At 38.3% G+C, this 22,762-nt stretch carries 17 protein-coding genes; 9 read left to right on the forward strand and 8 right to left on the reverse strand.

Going from position 1 to position 22,762, the window contains the following annotated elements; genetic code table 11:
- Positions 1-85: 85 nt before the first annotated feature.
- The 4 genes from hutI to SporoP8_RS07080 all read right to left on the reverse strand — a co-directional run bounded on the left by hutI (position 86) and on the right by SporoP8_RS07080 (position 5,690).
- On the reverse strand, positions 86-1,357 hold the full coding sequence (gene hutI / locus SporoP8_RS07065; protein WP_085131865.1) for an imidazolonepropionase: 1,272 nt from the start codon (positions 1,355-1,357) through the stop codon (positions 86-88).
- A complete protein-coding gene (gene hutU / locus SporoP8_RS07070; protein ID WP_085131866.1) occupies positions 1,354-3,033 on the reverse strand; it encodes a urocanate hydratase in 1,680 nt (559 codons plus the stop codon). Before hutU ends, hutI begins: the two co-directional genes overlap by 4 nt.
- A gap of 207 nt (positions 3,034-3,240) precedes the next feature.
- Entirely contained in the window at positions 3,241-4,716 is a 1,476-nt protein-coding gene (locus tag SporoP8_RS07075; RefSeq protein WP_085131867.1) for a helix-turn-helix domain-containing protein, read from the reverse strand.
- A 329-nt stretch (positions 4,717-5,045) separates the two neighbouring features.
- Entirely contained in the window at positions 5,046-5,690 is a 645-nt protein-coding gene (locus SporoP8_RS07080; protein ID WP_085133580.1) for a toast rack family protein, read from the reverse strand.
- A gap of 565 nt (positions 5,691-6,255) precedes the next feature.
- Between SporoP8_RS07080 and SporoP8_RS07085 the strand changes: the two genes are divergently transcribed.
- From SporoP8_RS07085 to glpK, 5 genes are all read left to right on the forward strand, one after another.
- Entirely contained in the window at positions 6,256-6,891 is a 636-nt protein-coding gene (locus SporoP8_RS07085) for a 2OG-Fe(II) oxygenase (RefSeq protein ID WP_085131868.1), read from the forward strand.
- 315 nt (positions 6,892-7,206) lie between these two features.
- Positions 7,207-8,859, forward strand: a complete 1,653-nt coding sequence (locus tag SporoP8_RS07090) for a glycerol-3-phosphate dehydrogenase/oxidase (RefSeq protein WP_085131869.1) — start codon at positions 7,207-7,209, stop codon at positions 8,857-8,859.
- A 44-nt stretch (positions 8,860-8,903) separates the two neighbouring features.
- Entirely contained in the window at positions 8,904-9,458 is a 555-nt protein-coding gene (locus SporoP8_RS07095; RefSeq protein WP_085131870.1) for a glycerol-3-phosphate responsive antiterminator, read from the forward strand.
- A 189-nt stretch (positions 9,459-9,647) separates the two neighbouring features.
- The gene (locus tag SporoP8_RS07100; RefSeq protein ID WP_085131871.1) at positions 9,648-10,487 is read left to right on the forward strand and encodes an MIP/aquaporin family protein; all 840 of its coding nucleotides are present in this window, start codon (positions 9,648-9,650) and stop codon (positions 10,485-10,487) included.
- Between the two features lie 29 nt (positions 10,488-10,516).
- Positions 10,517-12,010: a glycerol kinase GlpK gene (glpK, locus tag SporoP8_RS07105; protein ID WP_085131872.1), complete on the forward strand. Its 1,494-nt coding sequence runs from the start codon at positions 10,517-10,519 to the stop codon at positions 12,008-12,010.
- A 1,009-nt stretch (positions 12,011-13,019) separates the two neighbouring features.
- Here the strand turns inward: glpK and SporoP8_RS07115 are convergent.
- Positions 13,020-14,597: an IS1182 family transposase gene (locus SporoP8_RS07115; protein WP_157111234.1), complete on the reverse strand. Its 1,578-nt coding sequence runs from the start codon at positions 14,595-14,597 to the stop codon at positions 13,020-13,022.
- Positions 14,598-14,948: 351 nt separating this feature from the next.
- Here SporoP8_RS07115 and SporoP8_RS07120 point away from each other — a divergent pair, with 351 nt between their 5' ends.
- The 4 genes from SporoP8_RS07120 (at position 14,949) to SporoP8_RS07135 (ending at position 18,361) form a co-directional block, all read left to right on the forward strand.
- Positions 14,949-15,371, forward strand: a complete 423-nt coding sequence (locus SporoP8_RS07120) for a hypothetical protein (protein WP_085131874.1) — start codon at positions 14,949-14,951, stop codon at positions 15,369-15,371.
- Positions 15,372-15,373: 2 nt separating this feature from the next.
- Positions 15,374-15,835: a DnaD domain protein gene (locus SporoP8_RS07125; protein WP_085131875.1), complete on the forward strand. Its 462-nt coding sequence runs from the start codon at positions 15,374-15,376 to the stop codon at positions 15,833-15,835.
- A gap of 42 nt (positions 15,836-15,877) precedes the next feature.
- On the forward strand, positions 15,878-17,866 hold the full coding sequence (locus SporoP8_RS07130; protein WP_085131876.1) for a pLS20_p028 family conjugation system transmembrane protein: 1,989 nt from the start codon (positions 15,878-15,880) through the stop codon (positions 17,864-17,866).
- A 246-nt stretch (positions 17,867-18,112) separates the two neighbouring features.
- Positions 18,113-18,361: a hypothetical protein gene (locus SporoP8_RS07135; protein ID WP_085131877.1), complete on the forward strand. Its 249-nt coding sequence runs from the start codon at positions 18,113-18,115 to the stop codon at positions 18,359-18,361.
- A gap of 201 nt (positions 18,362-18,562) precedes the next feature.
- Here SporoP8_RS07135 and SporoP8_RS07140 read toward each other — a convergent pair whose 3' ends face one another.
- Genes SporoP8_RS07140 through SporoP8_RS16750 form a run of 3 tightly spaced genes read right to left on the reverse strand, consistent with a single transcriptional unit; the run spans position 18,563 to position 22,753 of the window.
- Entirely contained in the window at positions 18,563-19,678 is a 1,116-nt protein-coding gene (locus tag SporoP8_RS07140) for a DNA cytosine methyltransferase (protein ID WP_085131878.1), read from the reverse strand.
- Positions 19,679-19,722: 44 nt separating this feature from the next.
- Positions 19,723-21,057: an LlaJI family restriction endonuclease gene (locus SporoP8_RS07145; RefSeq protein ID WP_198166087.1), complete on the reverse strand. Its 1,335-nt coding sequence runs from the start codon at positions 21,055-21,057 to the stop codon at positions 19,723-19,725.
- On the reverse strand, positions 21,047-22,753 hold the full coding sequence (locus SporoP8_RS16750) for an AAA family ATPase (RefSeq protein WP_232319230.1): 1,707 nt from the start codon (positions 22,751-22,753) through the stop codon (positions 21,047-21,049). Before SporoP8_RS16750 ends, SporoP8_RS07145 begins: the two co-directional genes overlap by 11 nt.
- Between the last annotated feature and the right edge of the window lie 9 nt (positions 22,754-22,762).

Here is a 22,762-nt window from a genome sequence, read left to right on the forward strand (position 1 = left end):
CAGGCACTCAGTCAAATGTGTAGTCCGAGTTTGTTATATTGCGTACATAATTTTTACGAATCCTTTACTTACTACTCGTATCGCTTTAGTTTGATGCGTTACCAACGACCTGCACGCCTTTTTTCCAAACCGACTGGACGTGGTTAACGCCGAATAAGTATTGGAGTTCTTGATAATTTTTTGCGTCCCATACTACCACATCACCTTGCTTACCTACTTCTAATGAACCTACTTTGTCCTCGCTCTTAATCGCGCAGGCTGCGTTATATGTCGCAGCTGTCAAAGCTTCTGCTGGTGTTAAACGCATGGAGATGCAAGCTAAGTTCATCACGAGTGGCATCGATGTCGTGGGGGAAGACCCCGGGTTACAGTCCGTCGAGATGGCCACAGGCACTCCTTCGTCGATCATTCGTCTTCCAGCAGCGGCTTCTTCACGTAAATAAAGTGCTGTCGCCGGCAGAAGACAAGCAATTGTACCCGATTTTGCCATTGCTTGTATACCTTCTTCAGATGCTTTTAACAAGTGCTCAGCTGAAATGGCACCTACTTTAGCTGCAAGTTCTGCACCGCCATAGGACTCAATCTCATCTGCGTGGATTTTCGGAATCAAGCCCACTTTCTTTCCGGCCTCCAGCATTCTCTCGGATTGCTCCGGTGTGAATACACCTTTTTCACAGAATACATCATTGAATACTGCTAGTTCTTCTTCTACCACTATCAGTAATACTGTTTCGATTAAATAATCAATGAACTCATCTTCTCGGCCTTTATAATCAAGAGGAACAGCGTGCGCCCCCATGAATGTCGGAACTAAGTCAATCGGATGGGTTTCTTGAAGTTTTTTCATCACACGAAGTTGTTTTAATTCCGTTTCTAGATTCATTCCGTAACCACTTTTTCCTTCTACTGTAGTTACTCCATGAGCTAGGAACGAATCAAGTCGGCGCGTTGTTTGCTCGATCAACTCTTCCTCCGAAGCTTCTCTTGTCATTCGAGTCGTTGCATGAATACCGCCACCGGCATTCATAATGTCCATGTAGGTGGCGCCTTGCAGACGCATTTCAAATTCGTGCTCCCGACTCCCTCCATACACCACATGTGTATGAGGGTCCACTAAACCTGGAGTCACTAGCTTTCCAGACGCGTCTACAATTACTGCATCTTGCGCTCTTTCACCATACGTACTTTCAAGCTCTTTTGTTGTTCCTACAGCTTGAATGATGCCGTCTTCAATCCATACACTACCGTCTTCAATAATCCCAAGATCCGACATATCTTTTTTCGCGCGTGGACCATGCTTCCCCGAGGCCAACGTGGCCAACTGGGAAGCGTATTTAATCCAAACTATATTTTTCATTTTATATCATTTCCTTTTTTCAGCATTGGAATATTAACGCCTTTTTCTAATGCTGTCTTTTCAGCAATTTCATATCCTGCATCCACATGACGTACGATTCCCATACCAGGATCCGTAGTTAACACACGCTCGATACGAGCAGCCGCTTCATCTGTTCCATCTGCAACAATGACAATTCCCGAATGAACAGAATAACCCATTCCGACTCCACCACCGTGATGTAGCGATACCCACGTTGCCCCACCGACCGCGTTGATCATCGCATTTAAAATAGGCCAATCCGCCACAACGTCCGATCCGTCTTTCATCGCTTCCGTTTCACGGTTTGGTGAAGCAACCGAACCTGAATCCAAGTGATCACGGCCAATGACGATTGGAGCGCTTAACTCGCCACTTGCTACCATGTCATTAATGATTTTTCCGAAACGCGCACGTTCACCGTAACCGAACCAGCAAATGCGGGCAGGCAATCCTTGGAATTCAATTTTTTCTTTCGCCATGCGAATCCAGTTACATAAATGTTCGTTATAGCTAAATTCTTTCAAAATCACTTCATCCAATTTATAAATGTCTTCCGGATCTCCCGATAATGCTACCCAACGGAATGGGCCTTTTCCTTCACAAAATTGGGGACGGATATATGCAGGAACAAATCCTGGGAAATCAAATGCATTTCCGATACCTTCGTCTTTTGCCACTTGACGAATATTGTTTCCATAATCAAATGTGATAGAACCTTTATTCATCAAGTCAAGCATTGCTTGCACATGTTTCGCCATAGATGCTTTGGATAATTGTACATATTTTTCCGGATCGCTTGAACGAAGCAAATCAGCGTCTACCATAGACATGCCAGACGGGACATACCCATTCAACGGATCATGTGCTGATGTTTGGTCAGTCAGTATATCCGGAATGAAGTTACGTGCAATCATTTCCGGTAAAATGTCAGATGCGTTACCTAACAATCCGATCGATAATGCTTTTCCATCTTTTTTCGCTTCTTCTGCAAGACGGATCGCTTCATCTAATGAATCCGTTTTCAAATCTGTGTAGCGTGTTTCGATTCGACGGTCGATACGCGTCTCATCCACTTCAATTGCGATACATACGCCACCAGCCATAGTCACTGCAAGCGGTTGCGCTCCACCCATTCCGCCAAGGCCTGCTGTTACGGTAATCGTTCCTTGCAAATTGCTATTATAATGCTTTTTGCCAAGTTCTACGAATGTTTCATATGTTCCTTGTACGATTCCTTGTGAACCGATATAGATCCAACTTCCAGCAGTCATCTGACCGTACATCATGAGGCCTTTTTTATCGAGTTCATGGAAAGTATCCCAATTGGCATATGCCGGGACAATATTTGAATTTGCTATTAGAACACGCGGCGCATCCGCATGTGATTTAAATATGGCAACGGGTTTACCCGACTGGACAAGTAATGTTTCATCGTTTTCAAGCTCTTTTAGCGATTTTACAATCGCGTCAAAACTTTCCCAGTTACGAGCCGCTTTTCCGATTCCACCATAGACTACAAGATTCTCCGGGTGTTCAGCCACTTCTGGATCCAAGTTATTCATCAACATTCGAAGTGCAGCTTCTTGAAGCCACCCTTTCGTATTTAACTCAGACCCTCTATATCGAATTACCTTTTCGTCAGCAATTGTTTTCATGAATAAACAACCTCCTTTTTTTCTATACTTTTAGTATACATAAAAGATTCTGTTTATTATTTACTAATTATTGATAATTTTATAATCTGTGCACTATTTCAATTTTTATCGTCTTCAAGTTTTATAATATATTTCATTTTATCTTTATATATCAATTAATATGTCGAATCTTGACTAAAAAAAGAACCATACATATGTACAGTTCTTTCATACATTCGATTGAAAAGAAGAAGGAGTCCTGCCTTCAAGTTGTTTAAATTTCATAGTGAAATAGCTTTGGTTGGAGTAACCTGTCAATCCCGATATTTCTTCCAACGACAAATTCGTTTCCTTCAATAAACGTTTGGCTTCGCGAACCCTTACCTGATGTAGTGCGTCTCTAAAAAACTGTCCGGATTCAGCGGAGAATCGCCGGCTGAGAGTACTTTTATTCAGCCTAAGTGTATCCGCACAATCCGATAAATTCCACTGCGAGTTCCAATAATTCGATTCCATCAACGTCTTTACTCTTTCTACAAGGGAACGTTCTTCTGTTTGCAAGTGCACATCTCCATCTCCATATGAAAGAAGCCTAGTAATAAAGGCAAGCAACTCCTGCACGATCTCATGTATAACAGGTTTCTTGATAATCTGTTGAAATACTGCATGATAACAATCTTCCCACTCCATCGTTTGAATATTATATGACTTCATATATCGGCGTACTTGTGCCAGTACACTAGTCAGGCGGATGCGAACCATTTCAGGGTCGGGATAGGGTTCTCCATACGTGAAGAACTCTTGCTCCAGCCATTTCCGTATTTCTTTTGCGTCCCGTTTTTCAAGCATTTCAATCCATTGCCTTTGCTCCAATGGCGTAAGGAACGGATCCAGATCAGACCAGTCTGTATATTGACTATTTGATAGAATGATATCATAACCATCAAAGAATACTTTTTCTTTTAATTGCTTTGTCTGTGCATACGTTTCTTTTAGCGTTTGAAACGACGGTGGGTCATTGATGACAATTGCAAGTGACTCTCCCTTGTCACCTTTCCACCAAGCAAGAAATGCATGGTACTCTTCATGGAACAACTTCTTTTCTCCCTCATACTGCACACATAACACACAATCCGCCAGCGCAAATAATTGTTGTTCCACTGTGAATGGAAATTGATGCAACTCATCGTATAAACGCGGTAAGCTATTTAAATCAGGTGTTGATATGGCAATCATCGTAATTGGTTGGGTTGTCATCCTGTCCGTTAGAAAAAGATCCGAGTAGTCAATCATCATGGACTGATCTTCATTATAGAGGTCATTACTATAACGATGTCTTTCACTTCTTACCAGATAGCGAATTTGTTGAATATGTTTCACTAAGTCATCCGGTGAAAAGGGACGGAATAAGACATCTTCCGCTCGATAACGAAGTCCACGGTAAGCGGTTTGAAAAATGCGCTCCGATGAAATACCCAACCAGCGCACATGACTTTTTCTAAGCAACTCCCCAAAACTATCATCTTGTTGCACCCATGTGTCCATATCCAATAAAAGCAAATCAGGAAACTCGTCTATACCCTCTTTCACAAACTCTTCGATGGAATCCCATCTGTATAGTTCCATTCCGGTCATTTGAGATTCAACAAGCCAACGAATTCCTTCTGCTTCTAAATGATCCTTAGCCACTAAATGAATCTTCACTGCCTGTCCCTCCTTTTATTATTGCCACAGTTCCGGCTCTGTTTTTCTCCAACCTCTATACACTCACAAAAATAGTCTGGTACGAAAGAACAGTTGACGTTTGCGAAGTTTGCTCCATTCAAAGTGATCTAGGAGGAAAACATAAGACATAGAAACACCATAGCCTATACAGCTGCTATGGTGTTTCTTGTTATTACAGCTTTTCGTTTTATGTGTTTCTAATACTTGAAAAGCGTAGTGCAAGTGCTAGGATCATTACAAAATACTAACTTTTTCACGATACATAATCTTACATTATTTTTACTCGATCACACTTCGGAGAAAGGCATCTATTCTACAAGCAAGAATTCAACTCCGCCAACACCCACATCAACTTTGAGATGAATAGTAGTATCCGTTTTCCCGTATGCTTCATTTACATAGACACCTTTGCCCTTAGAAATGAAACCTTTTGTCCCTACGCTTCCAATTCCCTTGGAAACAGACAATTTAACTCCTGTCTCTTGAGGTAAACGAATTTTCGCATCGCCCACCCCAAGTTCAAATTCAGCATCAAAGCTTTCCTGCCAATCACCAGACAAATTGATTGTCGTGTCACCTACTCCTGCATCGACTGACAACTGACTGAGTTGAATTCCAGACAAGTTCAGTTCTGCATCGGAGACACCCATTTCGACATCAAGATTAACGGGGATTTCATTAGTCAGTTGAACGTTCCAGTTGTTTCTTTTATTGCCCAATGCAGAAAGTCCTTTCATGTTCTGCTCTATCTCAACATAACCAATTTCTCTTTTATTTTTATACATAACGGATGGGAGCCACTTCTTTACGTTAGTATCGATGTCACCGTCCACCCAGTTCGTTGCACCGCCTTCAATCAAAAGGTCGCCCGCACCAAAATCGATATCGATTTCCAGTGATTTCGCGTCGTCCTTTTCAATGGCCAATGCTCCGGAGACTCGGTCTGTTTTCATCCAGCCATACACCCAAAAACCTACCATCCCCAACAATATTACACATATTACTATCAGTATTTTCCGCATATTCACACCCCTTTACTATATCATAAGCGAAACGCACTTAAATGGAGTCCATCAAATGACTGAACTATATGTAAGACTAAGGACTGAGCGGTTCAATATATGAAGACCCTTCACGGCTTATACCATTTTATAAAAATAAAGCTCGCTATCGTCCTTATCTGGCCGATTGGAATCAGTATGGAAGTAGAGAAGTTCAAACACCATGCTGTTAGACTACTATAGCTAAAATTTCTTTTAATTAATACTTCATTCGCAAATCTCCTACCTATTCAGGTATTTTGGCAAAAGAAAGTAGATTGTAAAAAACAGTTATATATCACTACCTTTTTGACTATATTCAGAATATACGTCAGTTAATTCGACATGCTAAAATATAGTGAATCCAATTCCAAAGAGGATGTGTGAAACTCAAGAGAAGTCCGATATTGGCTGTATACTCATCACGTTACACTGTATTTGATTTATAGAAATCAAACTAGTAAAGAGGTGTTCGAAGTTGATAACAGAAAATAGAGAACAAACGATATTTAATCATATAGGAAAGAGAATTGTAACGGACCGTGACATCGAAATTATTGCAAAAGTGGAGGATCCATTAGTCGTCGTCTTAGGCAATATGTTGAGTGACGAAGAATGTGACGAACTGATCAGGCTGTCGACTGACAAGTTAAAACGATCCAAAATCGGCATGGTTCATGCGGAAAACGAAATTAGAACAAGTAGCAGTATGTTTATTGAAGAACAGGACAACCAGATGGTTATGAGAATCGAAAAACGGATTGAAGCGGTTATGAACATCCCTATCGAACACGGCGAAAGACTACAGATTCTTCACTATCTGCCAGGTCAGCAATATAAAGCACATCATGATTTCTTCTCGGCAACGAGCAATGTCTCCAACAATCGAATCAGCACACTTGTCATGTACTTGAACGATGTTGAACAAGGTGGCGAAACGTTTTTCCCTCATCTGAAACTGTCCGTCACACCAAAAAAAGGAATGGCCATTTATTTCGAGTACTTTTATAACGATCCCCTGTTGAACGACTTGACGCTGCATGGCGGAGCACCGGTGGAAATCGGAGAGAAATATGTAGCAACGCAGTGGATGAGGAAGCAAAGAGTACGATGAGAGACTTGAAGCAACACTACCGGCCAGTGCTCATGCGATGAAATTTCACCACCATCTCCATTAAAAGGCACTACGTGTTAGCTATTCGGGCTAGTTTAGCTTAATAACGCCATCATGTATGCACATTAAGTACTCATTTTTTATTTATTTTAGACTCGGAATTTAATAAGTTGAATTTCATGACAGCTGTGTTATTATAGGAATTAAGTTAATAGTCCGGGTTTGAGTTACTGAGAAGACCTCAAGAAGTGATTGCGATAAAAAGCAATCACTATCTTGGGGTCTTTTTGTTCTCTTATCCACTATAAAAGGGAGATGAAGGAATTGACAACATTTTCATCAATGGATCGACATAAGATTGCGAACACGTTACGTACCGAGAACTTTGACGTTTTAATTATAGGTGGTGGAATTACCGGTGCTGGTATCGCATTGGATGCTGCAGCAAGAGGGATGAAAACTGCACTTATTGAAATGCAGGATTTTGCTTCAGGCACATCTAGTCGTTCAACAAAACTAGTACATGGTGGTTTGCGTTATTTGAAGCAATTTGAAATAAAAGAAGTGGCCCAATTGGGCAAAGAACGCGCGATTGTCTACGAAAATGGTCCACATGTTACAACACCTGAATGGATGCTACTACCGTTTCATAAAGGAGGGACATTCGGTCCTACATCTACGGCGCTTGGATTAAAAGTATACGACTTTCTAGCTGGTGTTAAGCGCAGTGAACGAAGAAAAATGCTGAATCTTGAACAAACTATCCAACGAGCTCCACTTATTAAAAGAGAAGGTCTCCAAGGTAGTGGTTATTATGTAGAATATCGCACGGACGATGCTCGCCTCACGATTGAAGTGGCTAAATCTGCTGCTGAAAAAGGTGCCACTTTATTAAATTATGCAAAAGCAGAAGGTTTCATCTACAATGATACTAACCAAATAGCAGGCGTCCAAGTTCGCGACATGATCACAAACGAAATGATGACCGTTCAAGCGACAAAAGTCATCAACGCAGCAGGTCCGTGGGTAGATGAAGTAAAAGAGTTCGATGGCCACTCAAACGGTAAGAACTTAATATTGTCCAAAGGGATTCATCTTGTATTCGATCAAAGCGTATTTCCTCTACACCAAGCAATCTATTTCGATACCCCTGATCAACGTATGATTTTTGCAGTACCACGTGATGGTAAGGCATATGTCGGAACAACGGATACATTCTTTGATGGTGATCCGAAAGAGATGCAAATTACAGAAGAAGATCGCACATATATTTTAGATGCCATTCATTATATGTTCCCCGATGTCTCTGTGAGTGAAAAAGATGTTGAATCTAGTTGGGCAGGTGTCCGACCACTGATTCATGAAGACGGTAAAAACCCTTCCGAGATTTCCAGAAAGGACGAAATCTGGGAATCTGAACGTGGACTGATCACCATTGCAGGGGGTAAACTAACAGGATACCGCAAAATGGCGGAAACTGTAGTGAATAAGATCTCCGACTTGCTTCAACAAGAAAAAGGATTACACTTCAAACGATCTAACACGAAGAACATGCCCATCTCAGGTGGCGATGTTGGAGGCTCTGCTCATTACTCTCGTTACTTCAACCAAGCTGTCAACCGTGGCATGTTGCTCGGTTTCACAGAACAAGAAAGCCGACATTTGGCTGCACTTTATGGCTCAAACGTGGACAAAGTATTAACAATTCCTTATGATGAATCCGAATCGATGCCACGTATTCTCTATGTTAAATTACGCTATGCGATTGAACATGAGATGACTGCGAAACCGACTGACTTCTTCATTCGACGCACGGGTGATTTGTTCTTCAATATTAAAAATGTACAGGATGCAAAAGAAGACGTACTAGTTAAAATGGGCCAACTGTTGAACTGGTCTGCAGATGAACAACAACGCTATCAGTTAGAATTGGAAGACGAGTTACGAAAGTCAACATCTGTTGTGTAAATACTATAATATAAACGTATATCTATAGACGGAGGTTACTTCATATGTCTTTTCATAACCAAAAAGTGTTACCAGCTGCACGTACACTAAAACAATTTGAAAAACTCTTAGAAAGTACTTTTGAATATATCGTTCTATTAGAAGTACACATCAGCAATTTAAAAACCGTAAAACAAGAAGCAGACAAGCGAGGCAAGAAACTAATTATTCATGCCGACTTAGTGCAGGGCCTAAAAACGGATAACTTTGCAGCCGACTTTTTATGTAATGATGTTCGTCCAGCAGGTATTATTTCCACTCGATCCAATATGATTTTGAAAGCAAAGTCTAAAAATATTATCGCTATTCAGCGTATGTTTCTACTCGATACAATCGCATTAGAAAAAAGCTATTCTCTAATTGATCAAACTGCTCCAGACTTCATTGAAATGCTACCGGGTGTCATTCCGGAACTCATCGAAGAAGTGTATGAGCGCACAGGTATTCCCATTATTAACGGTGGACTCATTCGTACAAAACAACATATTGAGGACGCACTAGCAGCAGGTGCTGTAGCCGTGACAACATCCGATAACCAATTATGGGAACACTTTATTTAAATAGAGAACTTTTGCGTCATTGTTGACAGAATAAACTTGCCACTCTATACTTGGAAACAAGTTAATGTAAGTGGTTGAGTTTAGGAGTCCACAATTAAGTTCTTGCACATAGCAAGATTTAATTGGGGACTTTTTTTGCGTCGTATATGCTCAACTACCAGACTTAAATTTGGGTAGGAGGAGATATAGATGACACCCTTTACAGGTGAATTGATCGGAACCATGATATTAATACTATTTGGTGGTGGCGTAGTAGCTGGTGTAGCACTAAACAAGTCCAAAGCAAAAAGTGGAGGATGGATTGTTATTACTGTAGGATGGGGTCTTGCGGTTACACTTGGTGTGTACGCAGTGGGCCAAGCTAGTGGTGCTCATTTAAACCCTGCAGTCACAATCGGTTTCGCAACTATAGGTAATTTCCCTTGGGCGGACGTCCCTATGTATCTTTTAGCGCAGATGATTGGCGCGATCCTAGGTGCAGTAATAGTGTACTTCCACTACTTACCTCATTGGAAAGAAACAGAAGATCCAACTGCTAAACGTGATGTATTTGCTACTACACCTGCCATTTACAATCCACTGTCAAACGTAACGAGTGAAATAATCGGAACGTTCATTTTAGTACTTGGTTTACTATCTATTGGTGCCAATGAATTTACTGAAGGCCTCAACCCGTTAATCGTTGGCGCGTTGATCATCGCAATTGGCTTGTCACTAGGTGGAACAACTGGCTACGCGATCAATCCTGCACGTGATCTCGGACCGCGGATTGCCCATAGTTTCTTGCCCATTCCCGGTAAAGGTCCATCCGGATGGAAGTATGCATGGATTCCAGTAGTAGGTCCAATAGTTGGCGGTACATTCGGTGCCCTATTCTATAAACAATTTTTCCTTAATGAAAACAGCATAACATTTTGGATTGTCGGCGCATTCGTACTCGCGATTCTTCTTGCCGCACAGTTTTCAATCCGTAAAGAAGTCGCACAATCAAATCTTCAAATGCAAACAGCGAAAACAACGAATGACTAACCTACTCATACATACAGGAGGAAAAAATCATGACTAAAAAATATATTATGGCATTAGACCAAGGTACAACAAGTTCAAGAGCAATCCTATTCGATAAAAAAGGAAAGATTTTTCATACCGCACAACAAGAGTTCACTCAATATTTCCCGCAATCCGGTTGGGTCGAACACAATGCCGATGAAATTTGGAGCTCCATTTTATCAGTCATTGCCGGGGTATTGTCTGAAAAGAATATATCAGCTGAACAAATTGAAGGTATTGGAATCACGAATCAACGTGAAACAACAGTTGTTTGGGATAAGCACACAGGTAATCCTATTTATCATGCAATTGTATGGCAATCCCGCCAAACTGCAGATATTTGCGAAAGTCTCAAAGAAAGCGGTTACAATGACCTATTCAGAGACAAGACTGGACTATTAATTGACGCATATTTCTCCGGAACAAAAGTAAAATGGATTTTAGATCATGTGGAAGGCGCACGTGAAAAAGCAGAAAATGGAGATTTGCTGTTTGGAACAATTGACACATGGATTATTTGGAAGTTATCTGGAGGTGCTGCACACGTAACAGATTACTCCAATGCCTCCCGTACGTTAATGTACAATATACACGAACTACAATGGGACGAGGAGTTATTATCTATCCTAGGAGTTCCAGCGTCTATGTTGCCTAAGGTATGCCCTTCTTCTGAAATCTATACGTATGCAGATCCAGAACAATTTTTTGGTCACGCGGTTCCTATCGCAGGTATTGCAGGTGATCAACAAGCTGCACTATTCGGTCAAGCGTGTTTCGAATCTGGCATGGTGAAAAACACATATGGAACAGGTTGCTTTATGTTAATGAACACGGGAGAAAAAGCTGTAAAATCCAATCACGGTCTGTTGACGACAATCGCTTGGGGGATCGACGGTAAAGTAGAGTATGCGCTAGAAGGTAGTATCTTTGTTGCAGGTTCCGCTATTCAATGGCTACGTGATGGATTACGCATGTTCCGCAACTCCGCTGAAAGTGAACAATACGCAAAGCGTGTCTCCTCTACAGATGGAGTTTACGTTGTACCCGCATTCGTTGGTCTCGGAACGCCATATTGGGATAGCGATGTTCGCGGGGCAGTATTTGGTTTAACAAGAGGAACGACAAAAGAACATTTTGTACGTGCCACATTAGAATCCTTAGCCTATCAAACAAAAGACATCGTCGATTCAATGGAGTCTGACTCTGGCATAGCCTTGAAAACATTACGAGTAGACGGGGGTGCTGTTGAAAACAACTTCCTTATGCAGTTCCAATCAGATTTACTGAACGTGCCCGTTGAGCGACCAACCATCAATGAAACAACTGCTCTGGGTGCCGCATACTTAGCTGGACTGGCTGTAGGCTTCTGGAAAGACCGTTCGGAAATTGCTGGACAATGGGCATTAGATCGCCCGTTCACACCTAATATGGAACAACAAGAACGTGAACAACTCTACAGCGGCTGGCAAAAAGCTGTGAAAGCGGCCACTGTATTTAAGTAATACATTAAAAGGTACCTGAGGTCGAAGCAAACGTGAATGTGTAAACATTTACGTTCGTTTCACCGAGGTACCTTTATCTATACATGGACACTTGAAACTCCAATCCCACTACTGTCTTCAAGTATGGCTACTCATCAATAAACTCCTCTTATTTCATCAGAATATTTTATCCATTCGCAGAAATAATTATGGAAGATAGGAAAAAGGAACTGAAAATTCCCGAAAAACATCTTTGTATTACTTTGAAAAAAGCAGGCATGTCGTATCGTATGCCTACTTCTTTTTATATGGATGATGGTTGAAGGTGCTCATCATCATTCTTTCTATACTTCAACTAAATAGGTTTCGTCGTTACCTGTCCCAATATCTATGACATTCAGATTATCTAGTAGTGAATAGTCCGCATATAAATTAGCAAAAGAGGTTTTACCTATTGATACATAATTCTTGACGATCTGACAACCTCTAATTGGATGGTCTTCGAAATGGCTTTATATGATACAATCATAATGTAGAGAACGAAGAAATTCATTTCTGAAAAGGAGGACGGCATGAACCTAGCCCTTATTGCAACAATGATTATTGTTGTCATTGTTTTAGTGGTCGGACTAATTTTGACCCTATCCGTTGCTAATTCCAGTACTAATTCCAAGAATAAAAGTTACAGTAGTAAAAAAAGTTTCTCCAATTTACTGTGGATTTATGTTTTATCATTACCAGTGATTATTATATTGACTGTTACAGCTATATTTATATTTTACTAACAATTCGAAAGTGAAGTTGCGTAATATCTCTTAACTTCTCAGCGCATAGATACACTACCTTTATCTATAAGGTATCCAAGTTCTTGGATACTTACGTTCTACCCCATTTACAATATAAAACATTTACATTTCAGCAGACGCAAAAGCGGCTGGGACATAACTAGCCAGAAGTGAGCCAAAAAAGGGTTCGATCATCGGTTTTTGATGATTGAACCCTTTTTGTATAGAAATCCTTGTATGATTTCCTATATGTTTACCTCCCTGGCAGTGTACTTTCTCAAGTTCACTGCCAGTAAAACGAAGGCTAATTCATTTTTCACCTTTTCCATTCCCCTTACAGAGAAACGAGTGAACCCTAAATTAGCCTTCAGGAATCCAAAAACTGGCTCTACGTCAATCTTGCGGTTGCCGTAAATTTCACCTGTTTTCGTATCTGAAAGCTTTTCTCGGATATATTCTTTTTGCTGTTCCCACTTTTCATTCACATACAGCTTCCTATTGTTCTCTTCTTTTGCTTTGGTACAGAAAGAACGCAATGGGCAGCTTGAACAATCCTCACATTCGTATACTTTCATGGTCCGTGTGAATTGATAACGATCCGTCCGATTGGAAAGGTAGCGGAACACGAGTTTTCTGTCATTTGGGCAAGTAAAGGTATCCGTAGTTTCGTCATATGCCCAATTCGCTTTATTGAAAGGGTCGGTTTTGTACTTCTTTTTCTTTTCTTTGCGATATTGGTTATAGGTAATAAGCGGAACGCGCTTTCGATTTTCGATGACATCTCCGTAATTCTGTTCACTTCCATAACCGGCATCCGCGACAATATACTGTGGCAGATCAAAAAAGTCTTGTTCAATAGTATCTAAGAACGGAATGAGTGTACGCGTATCGGTGGGATTTGGATACACGTCAAAAGCGAGGGTATATTGCCCTTCGGTCGCAATCTGCACATTATATCCCGGTTTCAGTTGCCCATTTTTCATATAATCATCTTTCATCCGCATAAAGGTCGCATCGTGGTCCGTCTTCGAGTAGCTGTTACGATGGCCAAAGATCTTCATATCGTGTTGATATTTCTGCTTTCGAGCCAAGAAGTCTTGAAATTGTTTACGGTATTGTTTGGGTTCCTTTCGTAGCGAGCGAATTTGTTTACGTTCCTCTACATCTTCGCTAGCGTTAATCTTTTCTGTATATGTTTGGATGGTTTCATCTAGCTTCTCTACTACTTTAGAAAGTTCCGCGGTAGATAGTTCATCAAGACTTTCCCGTTCGATTTCAGGGATAATCTCTTTTTCTAACAGCTCTTCATACATCTGACTGGATCTTTCTACAAGACCCGAACTATACCGTTCCACGGACTTGCGCCAGACAAATGTAAATTTGTTCGCATTCGCCTCAATCTTCGTTCCATCAATAAAAATGGCTTCTTCATCAATTAGCTGTTTTTGTACCAGCTGGCAACGAAATTGCACGAAGCACTGACGTAATAATTCTTTCACATTAGGATCTACGCGAAAACGATTAATTGTGCGATAGCTTGGTTCATAACCTTGGGCGAGCCACATCATGCGAAGGCTGTCTTTTAACAGTCCCTCTATTTTTCTACCCGAAAAAACAGACTGTGTATAGGCACACAAAATGATCTTTAACATCATACGTGGATGATAAGATGGGCAACCTGTCCCATGCGAAAAACTGTCAAAAGCCTCTTTAGGAATGCTTTCGACTAGATCGTGCACAGCGTAAGCAATATCATGTTCTTGTAAGCTAATTTCTAAATCCAAAGGTAAAATCAGTTGATTCATGTTATAATCTTTAAACATAAGGATACCTCCGATACTTTTTGTTGTGGTGACTAAATTTTATCAGAAGGTATCCTTTTTTTCTTCCTAAAACTTAAAAATCCAATACAAAAAAAGAACGGACCCGACAAGTTTCATAGGGTTCGTTCTTTTTCAATTAGAGGAGGGTTTTGTCCCAGCCTCTTTTAAAATATATAGTGGGAAAACGACTTACATCATGCCGCCCATCTTTAACGCTGTATTTCCAGCTATGATGGGCTGGCAAGATGTAGGTCTATAAAGGTTTCACCAGATTTTCAAAGCTATGAAATTCTATGACAAGTAACCCTAGGTTAGCAAATAAGTTAGCAAGTTAGACAGGAGGGCTTTTTAATGATGACGCTCAGATTACTTTTAAGAACCGCTTTGGCTATCAGCGTTGTTCTATTCATAAGTGGTTGTTCAGCTTCAGATTACGGTTTTCATATTGCATCTACTGAAGAAGTAGAAAACGTCTTTGATCAAAATAACAATGCATATGTGATTATTACTAATGATGTGGAAGCTTCATTCCTAAAAGAAGCAAGTAAAGCGTTACTAGAAAAAAAGGAAAGTGCATTACTGTTCAACGTCTATATGAATGATGGAGTACACAATAACGCTGACAAACTTAGTCATAACCCCTTTCGCTTTGAAATGCCCCATGTCAATGCAATCTATTACTTGAGAGACGGGCAGATTGTAAATGAGTATAACTTAGAAAACTACAATGATACAGAATTTAAATTCTTCCTAAAAAACAACGAGGTGAAATGAAAATGAATTGGACACTCAATGAACAACAAATAACAACTTTATTTAAGAATATAAGCTCTGAGACATATGTTTTATTCCTATCGCAAAGTGGTGAAGAGAGCTTAACTTCTGCTGAATTGTATTTCATTCAATACTGGCGTGACAAGAAATTACCCGATGAATTGATCAATGTCTTATATCAAGGTAAAACAATGAAAATAGAAGGATTATATCCTTTTCATTGGGATATCTTCGCAAAAGAATGGATTGAACTAAATTTCACAACCGCTGAAGAAGCAATGCAAGAATCTAAGAACCAATATCTTCGCTATATTAAAAAAGATCACTATTTTTCTAGTAATGAATTTGATTACTTGAAAGGTTACATCGCTAAGATTGAATCCATAGAGCAGTTTTCTAGAACGAAGGATATATCCAATGAAACACTAGGTCAGTTGGTAAAACATTTGATGTTAGGACAATAAGCCTTTCAACAAAAAGACGATAAGGAAAGGATTGAATAGCCCATGAATGAATCAGAAATTGCACAAAAGCTTGAAGAGTTTCAAGAATACTTAAGTGTATCTAATATCTTCACAGAACTGTCTAGGTGGCTTGGTTGGGCTTTAGTTCAGGGTCTTGCCTGGATAGTCGATGCTTTAGAAAACATCGCCGATACTGTTCTATTACTAAAAAGCTTTTATGCGAATGAAGACATTGTCGGTTTCGTTGACTCTATTAAGCCCTTTCTTTATATATTGCTCGCTTTTTCCATCCTATATGCAGGCTATATGTTGATTTTCAATAAAAAATTCAATCGTGAAGGCATGATTATCAATCTGTTTGTCGCTTGTGCGGTAATCCTTTTGCTAAGTAGTGGGATGGATAGAGCTGGAGAATTCACAGACGCAGCAATTGATGCTGTGAAAGTTGAAGCACTATATCCAAATGACGAATCAACCTTAAGTGGTTCAATTATTCAACGTAACGTCGTTGACTTAACCGAGATTGACAAAAATCTATGGGCTTCAACCGAAATAGACAAACAGAATAGTACCCCACCTAGTAAAATTAAAAATATTAACTTTAAGGAAAAGTACGGAAAAGATTCAGATGGCATTTCAAAAGAAGGTGAAGACATTTCGAAGCACTTTCTTTCATTAAATAACGAAGGAGAATATAGAGCAGAAAAATTCGATCAAGGCGGATTGGAATGGAACAATGAATACTACTTCCGATATGCAATTGATTGGTTCACAATTCTAATCACACTTGGCGTCATTGCATTTACCCTGTTCTCTATTTCACTAAAACTAGCTAGGCTTTCTTTTGAACTGACCTTCAATTATATTCTCGCGTTAATAGTTGCTCCAGCAGATGTCCATGATGGACAAAAGACAAAACAAATTATCCAATCCATCCTTAATACCTTCATTGTAATTATCTTGATTTTCTTATCAATGAAAGTATATATGATCGGAACGGCTTATTTAGAAAATACTTTAACAACAGTTCCTTATCTAATTGCATTAATCGCTTTCTCATTAGCGGTGATTGATGGACCAAATATGGTTGAACGGTTATTTGGAATAGATGCAGGGCTTAAGAGTGGTTGGGGTGTTGCTGTCGGCGCCTACACAGGTATGAAACTAGCTAGTGGAGCAGGTAAAGGCATGATGAATCTAGCAAGCAAAGCTAAGAGTGGAAATCAAAACAACGATACCAATAAGCCCATTTTTTCTAGTAACGATTTGAATAGCAAAGATTCTATCAGTAGTAAAAACTTAAATTCTCCTGTAGGAAAATCAGAAGGTAAGAAATCACTTCAAGATGAAATGGAAGAAGAACAGCAAAGAAAACATGGTAATAACAAAGCACAAAACATGCACAGTACAAGCGCAGAATCAATACGTAAAAGTGAAGCCAGCAATATGCCCAGCATACAATCATCGTCAGGAAGTTCGTCTTTAAGTGAACCTAATAATCAATCTAATGCAGGTACTAAAAGAGGGCAATCTGTTCAAACTTCAAACCCTAAGTCAATTCAAACTGGTACAAATCCTTCAACATTATCAAATGATGGCGACATAGCTCAATCTGCAAATACTGGCTGGATTAATTCAACTACTGCTAATAACATAGCACAGGTTAACCCAAGTAGATTTAGTTCTGGAATATCAAACGCAACACAAACTACTCAACAAACAGATTCAGTTTCTAGTCAAACTGCTGCAACCTCTCCTACAAATGATCAGGTTGATGTGATTAAAAATGACAACGGAGCTAGACCAACTCGCTCTACAGAACAGATTAATGTTGTTAGAAATGATAGTGGCTCTGCAACCAAACATTCAACTGAACAAGTGGATGTTATACGTAGTAATTCTGATAGAAGAGATTTAAAAACAATCGAAGAAGTTGAAGTTATTCAAAAACCGCGGCAATATTCAACTGGACAATCTATTTCTAAAGTTGATCAAATCAATAAAATTAAAAACGCAGAAAGACGGATTTAAAATGCTATTTGAAGTAAAACCTTCAAATACTTAAGACATTTAAGCCAAGGCAAAAGTAAGGCAAGTAGTTTTTTTACCGTACTTGATTTCAAGGCATTGACCATTTTTTATGTACCCATAGTTTTGTTAGGCTTCGCCTAACTTTCCAACGTAGTTGGGAACAAAAACTCCTTATGCTCTTTCTCACTATTTCAAGTTATAAAGAACAAAATAAAACACGTTATTAGAAAAAAGGAGATGTTAATCATGGAAGTTCGTATTAGAGATGTTGATCCAGTAATCCTCAGTAAGATTGATGAAATGGCAAAAAAGCGAAAGCAATCGAGACAGGTATTTTTAAAAGGACAGATTGAATTAATTGGTACAGATTATATGCAAAGTGCAAAAGTGAGTCACTTAGAAAAACAACTGCAAGCGAATACTATTACTTTGAAAGAAGTCGCAAAAGTTATGAATGAGATGAATGGGGTTATTAAATCGCTATTAGAAGAATAAGTTATATAGTATAAGATAATAAATATTAACACTTGATATAGTTTTGATAAGGCTTTGAATTATAATTAAATTTAAAGCATTCCACCACCCACGATATTGAAACTTACTAAATGAAGCGATAGACATAAACATTGCTGTTAATTCCTCTATAATCTAAATTAAAAGGAACTGCAATTAAAAATGCAGTTCCTTTTTAAACGTCTATAATAATAATGTACATCCCTTGTCATTTTCAAACAAGTCAAGTTGAGTGTGACCATTTCTTAGATCCTCAAGACAAACAGGATTAATTTTACCTAGCATATCCAATATTGCTTTTCCAATTACTTCTCCTAACTTGGGAGGCACAGCATTGCCAATCATCCTATACTTAGCTGCTATTGAATCTCCTTTAAACACAAAATCATCAGGAAAAGACTGAATTCTAGCAATTTCTCTAATAGAATATCTTCGATTCTCAAGAGGATGCAGAATTCCACAATTCTCCGGCGTTGCTGCAGCAGTGATAGTTCCATTAATCTCGTCTCTTGAATATCTTCTATAGAAATTGGGGGAACGATATTTCTTTATATTATCTCTAATTCCTTTTAATCGCTCAGGAAGTTCCTCGTAGGGTACATCCTTCCAAGAACCTCCTTCAGGTATAAAAGGTATCATATTTTCAGATTGAGGAGAGAGTTTCCAAACATCATTTTGGTTCGGAAGATTCTTAATCCCTTTAATTATATTACCCACAGTGAGAGTTTTATCATCAATACTATGTGTAGGTGATGGAAATTCGAATGATTGATTTATATCATTTCTAACACCAATTATAAAAACTCTGTATCTTTGTTGTGGAACCCCATAATCACTTGCCTTTAACAATTTATAAGTAACTGTATAACCTGGTTCAACATCCTCTAAAGTAGCAATTATAGAATTTAGTAATAATGAACCGTCCGTATTTTTAATAGATAATAAACCCCTAACATTTTCAAAAACCACTACTAAAGGTTTCTTACTATCAATTACTCTAATTGCCTCTTCAAACAACGTTCCTCTTTCGTCTTCTATACCTTTACGACTTCCTGCAGATGAAAAAGGTTGACACGGGAATCCAGCTGCTAATATATCGCATTGAGGAATCGAATCGACATGTATATCTTTTATTTCACTTTTAATTATTTGTGGATTTATATTATATTCGTACGTTTCAACCGCAGCATTATCTATGTCATTTGCCCAAACGACTTTAAAGCCTGCTTGTTCAAGTCCTAAGTCCAAGCCTCCACATCCACTAAACAAGGAGACAACTTTCAATCTTTTATTATCCATATAAACCTGCCCCTCGTGTATCCATTGAATAGAAAGTAGAAGTACTAATCTTGATAAATTACAGTAGTAGTTTGCAACTCTAAGAGTTCGAATACTTCTTCCTTAATTATATCATTATTTAGGTACATATCATATACTTTACTTGTCGAAAGGTAAACAAGAACTACAGGGTTAGGATTAATAAAGTCTAGAGAAACTTTCCCAATTACTTTTAATATATTTCCAGAGTCATGATCATGAGGAAACAGAAAATAATTCCGCATTTTTTTATCTGTTATACCTTCAAATGCTTTCTGATAAAGTAATTGTTTAGATACATCGTTTATAGAAGGGTTTCCTAAAACATTATTTGAAGTGAATCTTAAATTATAATATTTTGCATCTAAAACAGCGAAATAAGACTCCTCTTTAATATCGTAAGTTTTAATCAAATCAGGGATAAATGTTCTTTTCTCAATTATGAGGTCTTTGCCTACCTCCGACCATAAAGGGGCTGGTATAAATTCCTTATATTTCTCCAACTCATCGTTGAAAACTGTACGACATACATCTTCCCAAATAAACTCAAAGTTTTTTGTTCCATATACATTCAATTGTTCTGAAGCTAATTGAAAGACTTCTTCAACTATTTGTATTAAAACTTTCATCAAATTAATTTCCCTATCGATATACGTTTCATTAAGTTCTGCTTTAAGTTTTGCTATTAAAAACTCTTTAGAACCTAGCGATTTAAGACTGTAATTCTCTCTCTTTACTAAAGAATCTGCAAATCCAATCCATTCACCGAATAATGATGAGTAGTTCGCTATAACCCATTTATGAATCCGAGTTATAATATTATTCCTATCTGAGGATTCGTTATTTGTTATTACGTCCAAATAATAGGGTCTGCTGTTTATAATTATCGGCATTACTTCATTCACGGTATAATCCCAGTTTATTTCTCCCGTGCCATTCAAAAGCATTCGTTCTTCTTTTTTTTCATAGTAACCATTTCTTGAGTAATCATCTAAGATGTAACCAGCAGTTGCAAAGCTAATGGAGTATTTATCATTTTCCCTACCTGTAAAACTCAAGAAATCAGTTCCACTTATGAACTTTCTATTATATTTTCTAATCACTTCAATTATAATTTTCATTTTCTTTGGGAAATCATATCTATTGGAGGTATCGATATATTTCGGCAAAATAAAGACAAGTTTCTCATGATAATTTAGAAGACCGACAAATGAGAACTTTATCATCGAGTTTACTGATATTTCTTCACAAATCTTCCCTTTTAGTAATTGGTTAATATAATCTTCTTCAAGAACATCTCTTAACTCTACAAGTGAGTATTGTTTCTCTTCAATGAAATATAGAAAGCTATCAAGTTTCATCAATAAACACATCTTCATCGAACTTAAAAACATTTTTGTTTGAGTAATAGTCTTCAGCTATATCAGAGAATGTCTTTTTAATAAACAAAATTTCAGGATTATGTCTTAATACATCCTCTCTTAGATAGAATAACAGTTTATTTACTATTGCTTTAGGATCGTTCAATTCATATGTTTTTAAAAAGAATGGACCTAACAACTTATCCTCTTGAACATGGTCTTTTATTCGATTATTGATAACTTTTCTAAATAAGTTCCAATGAATATCCTTTTCGATAAAGCTTAATTTAATCTTCTTATCACTGACAAATCGTTCATTTAGATTTAATGGTAAGTATTCAAATGACCATCTTCTTTTAAATGCTGTATCGAGTGGTAACACTCCTTGATCGGCACTATTCATAGTCGCCCAAATAAAAAGATTGCTAGGTATTCGAATTTGTTTTAAATCTATACCTTCACTTCTTAGGAAGGTCATTATGTCAGTATTAAACCTTATAGAATACTCACTTAGACCACTCTCAGTTCTATCAAGTAATTGGAAAATGTCGCCAAATACCCCTGCAGCATTAGCTCTATTCAATTCTTCGATGACTAATACGAAAGACGATTTAGGGTTCTGATAAGCTTTTATAAACATTTCCAAGAATGGGCCAGGTACAAATCGGTAATCAATTAAGGGTTCAAGATTTTCACTAAGCATCGTTTTTCTATCTGTATTGAATATTATATCAGTAGTCTTCTTGTATAACGGGACTGGTTTATACGAGCCAACGAAATGACTATAGGTATAATTTTGATGAAAAGTAACCCTGTAAAATAAATCTTCATCGGGAAAGTAATTCTCTACATCTTTATTTAAAGCATAACTTTTCCCAGTTCCAGGAGCACCGTATATTATTCTATTTCTAGGGATTTTTAAATCAATCGTACTTTCATACATTGATTCTGTTTCGTATACAACCGCAGTGTTTTGCTTCTCAAAAGTTTTAAATAGAGATGTATCTAAATCATTAATATCCCACATATCATCAGTAAACCAGCTCACGTTGGGTTGAAAATCAGCATTTTCGATTAAAAAGTCAGTTACTTCTTCCGTGAATATTTCTCTTAAATTTCTCTCAATAACTATTAAAGGAGATTCATCTCCATCAAAAATAAAATTTGTATTGCGCAGTAAATAAATAATAAGTGGTAGCGTATTTTTTCCACACAACCTAAAGTCTAAGTATTTCATTAAAGTGTTTTCCCAATTTGAATGTTTCTGCATCCCAAAGTTGCCCTCGGATGTATGTACACCTAAAATTAACAATTCACTATCTGCCGGTCTAGTGGGATAATTCGATTCCCCCATTGTATCCGATGCCCTGCTGACATGAGTTGATAAAAAGTTTTTACTAGTTCTACTTGAAATTGGTACATCACTTAAAGTAATTTGCCCTAAGTGATTTGCTTGATATTCAAACCCGTCATTATTTCTACCTATTACCAACAGATTGACTACAGCATCCGTAAATCTTTTGCGTAAAGCACTTCGAGGTGGTACTGCTATAACATCTTCTGACAATTCTCGTTGTAACATATCAAGAGCCAAGAAATAACTGAGCCCCGATGTTCTCTCCTGATTCATTTTCCCATCAGATTGATCGCTTAATAATTGGTAATTTTTATTGAATATATCTAAAGAAAAGTACACGGTCTACCT

It is taken from the genome of Sporosarcina ureae, from assembly GCF_002101375.1.
In the GTDB taxonomy this organism is placed as follows: domain Bacteria; phylum Bacillota; class Bacilli; order Bacillales_A; family Planococcaceae; genus Sporosarcina; species Sporosarcina ureae_B.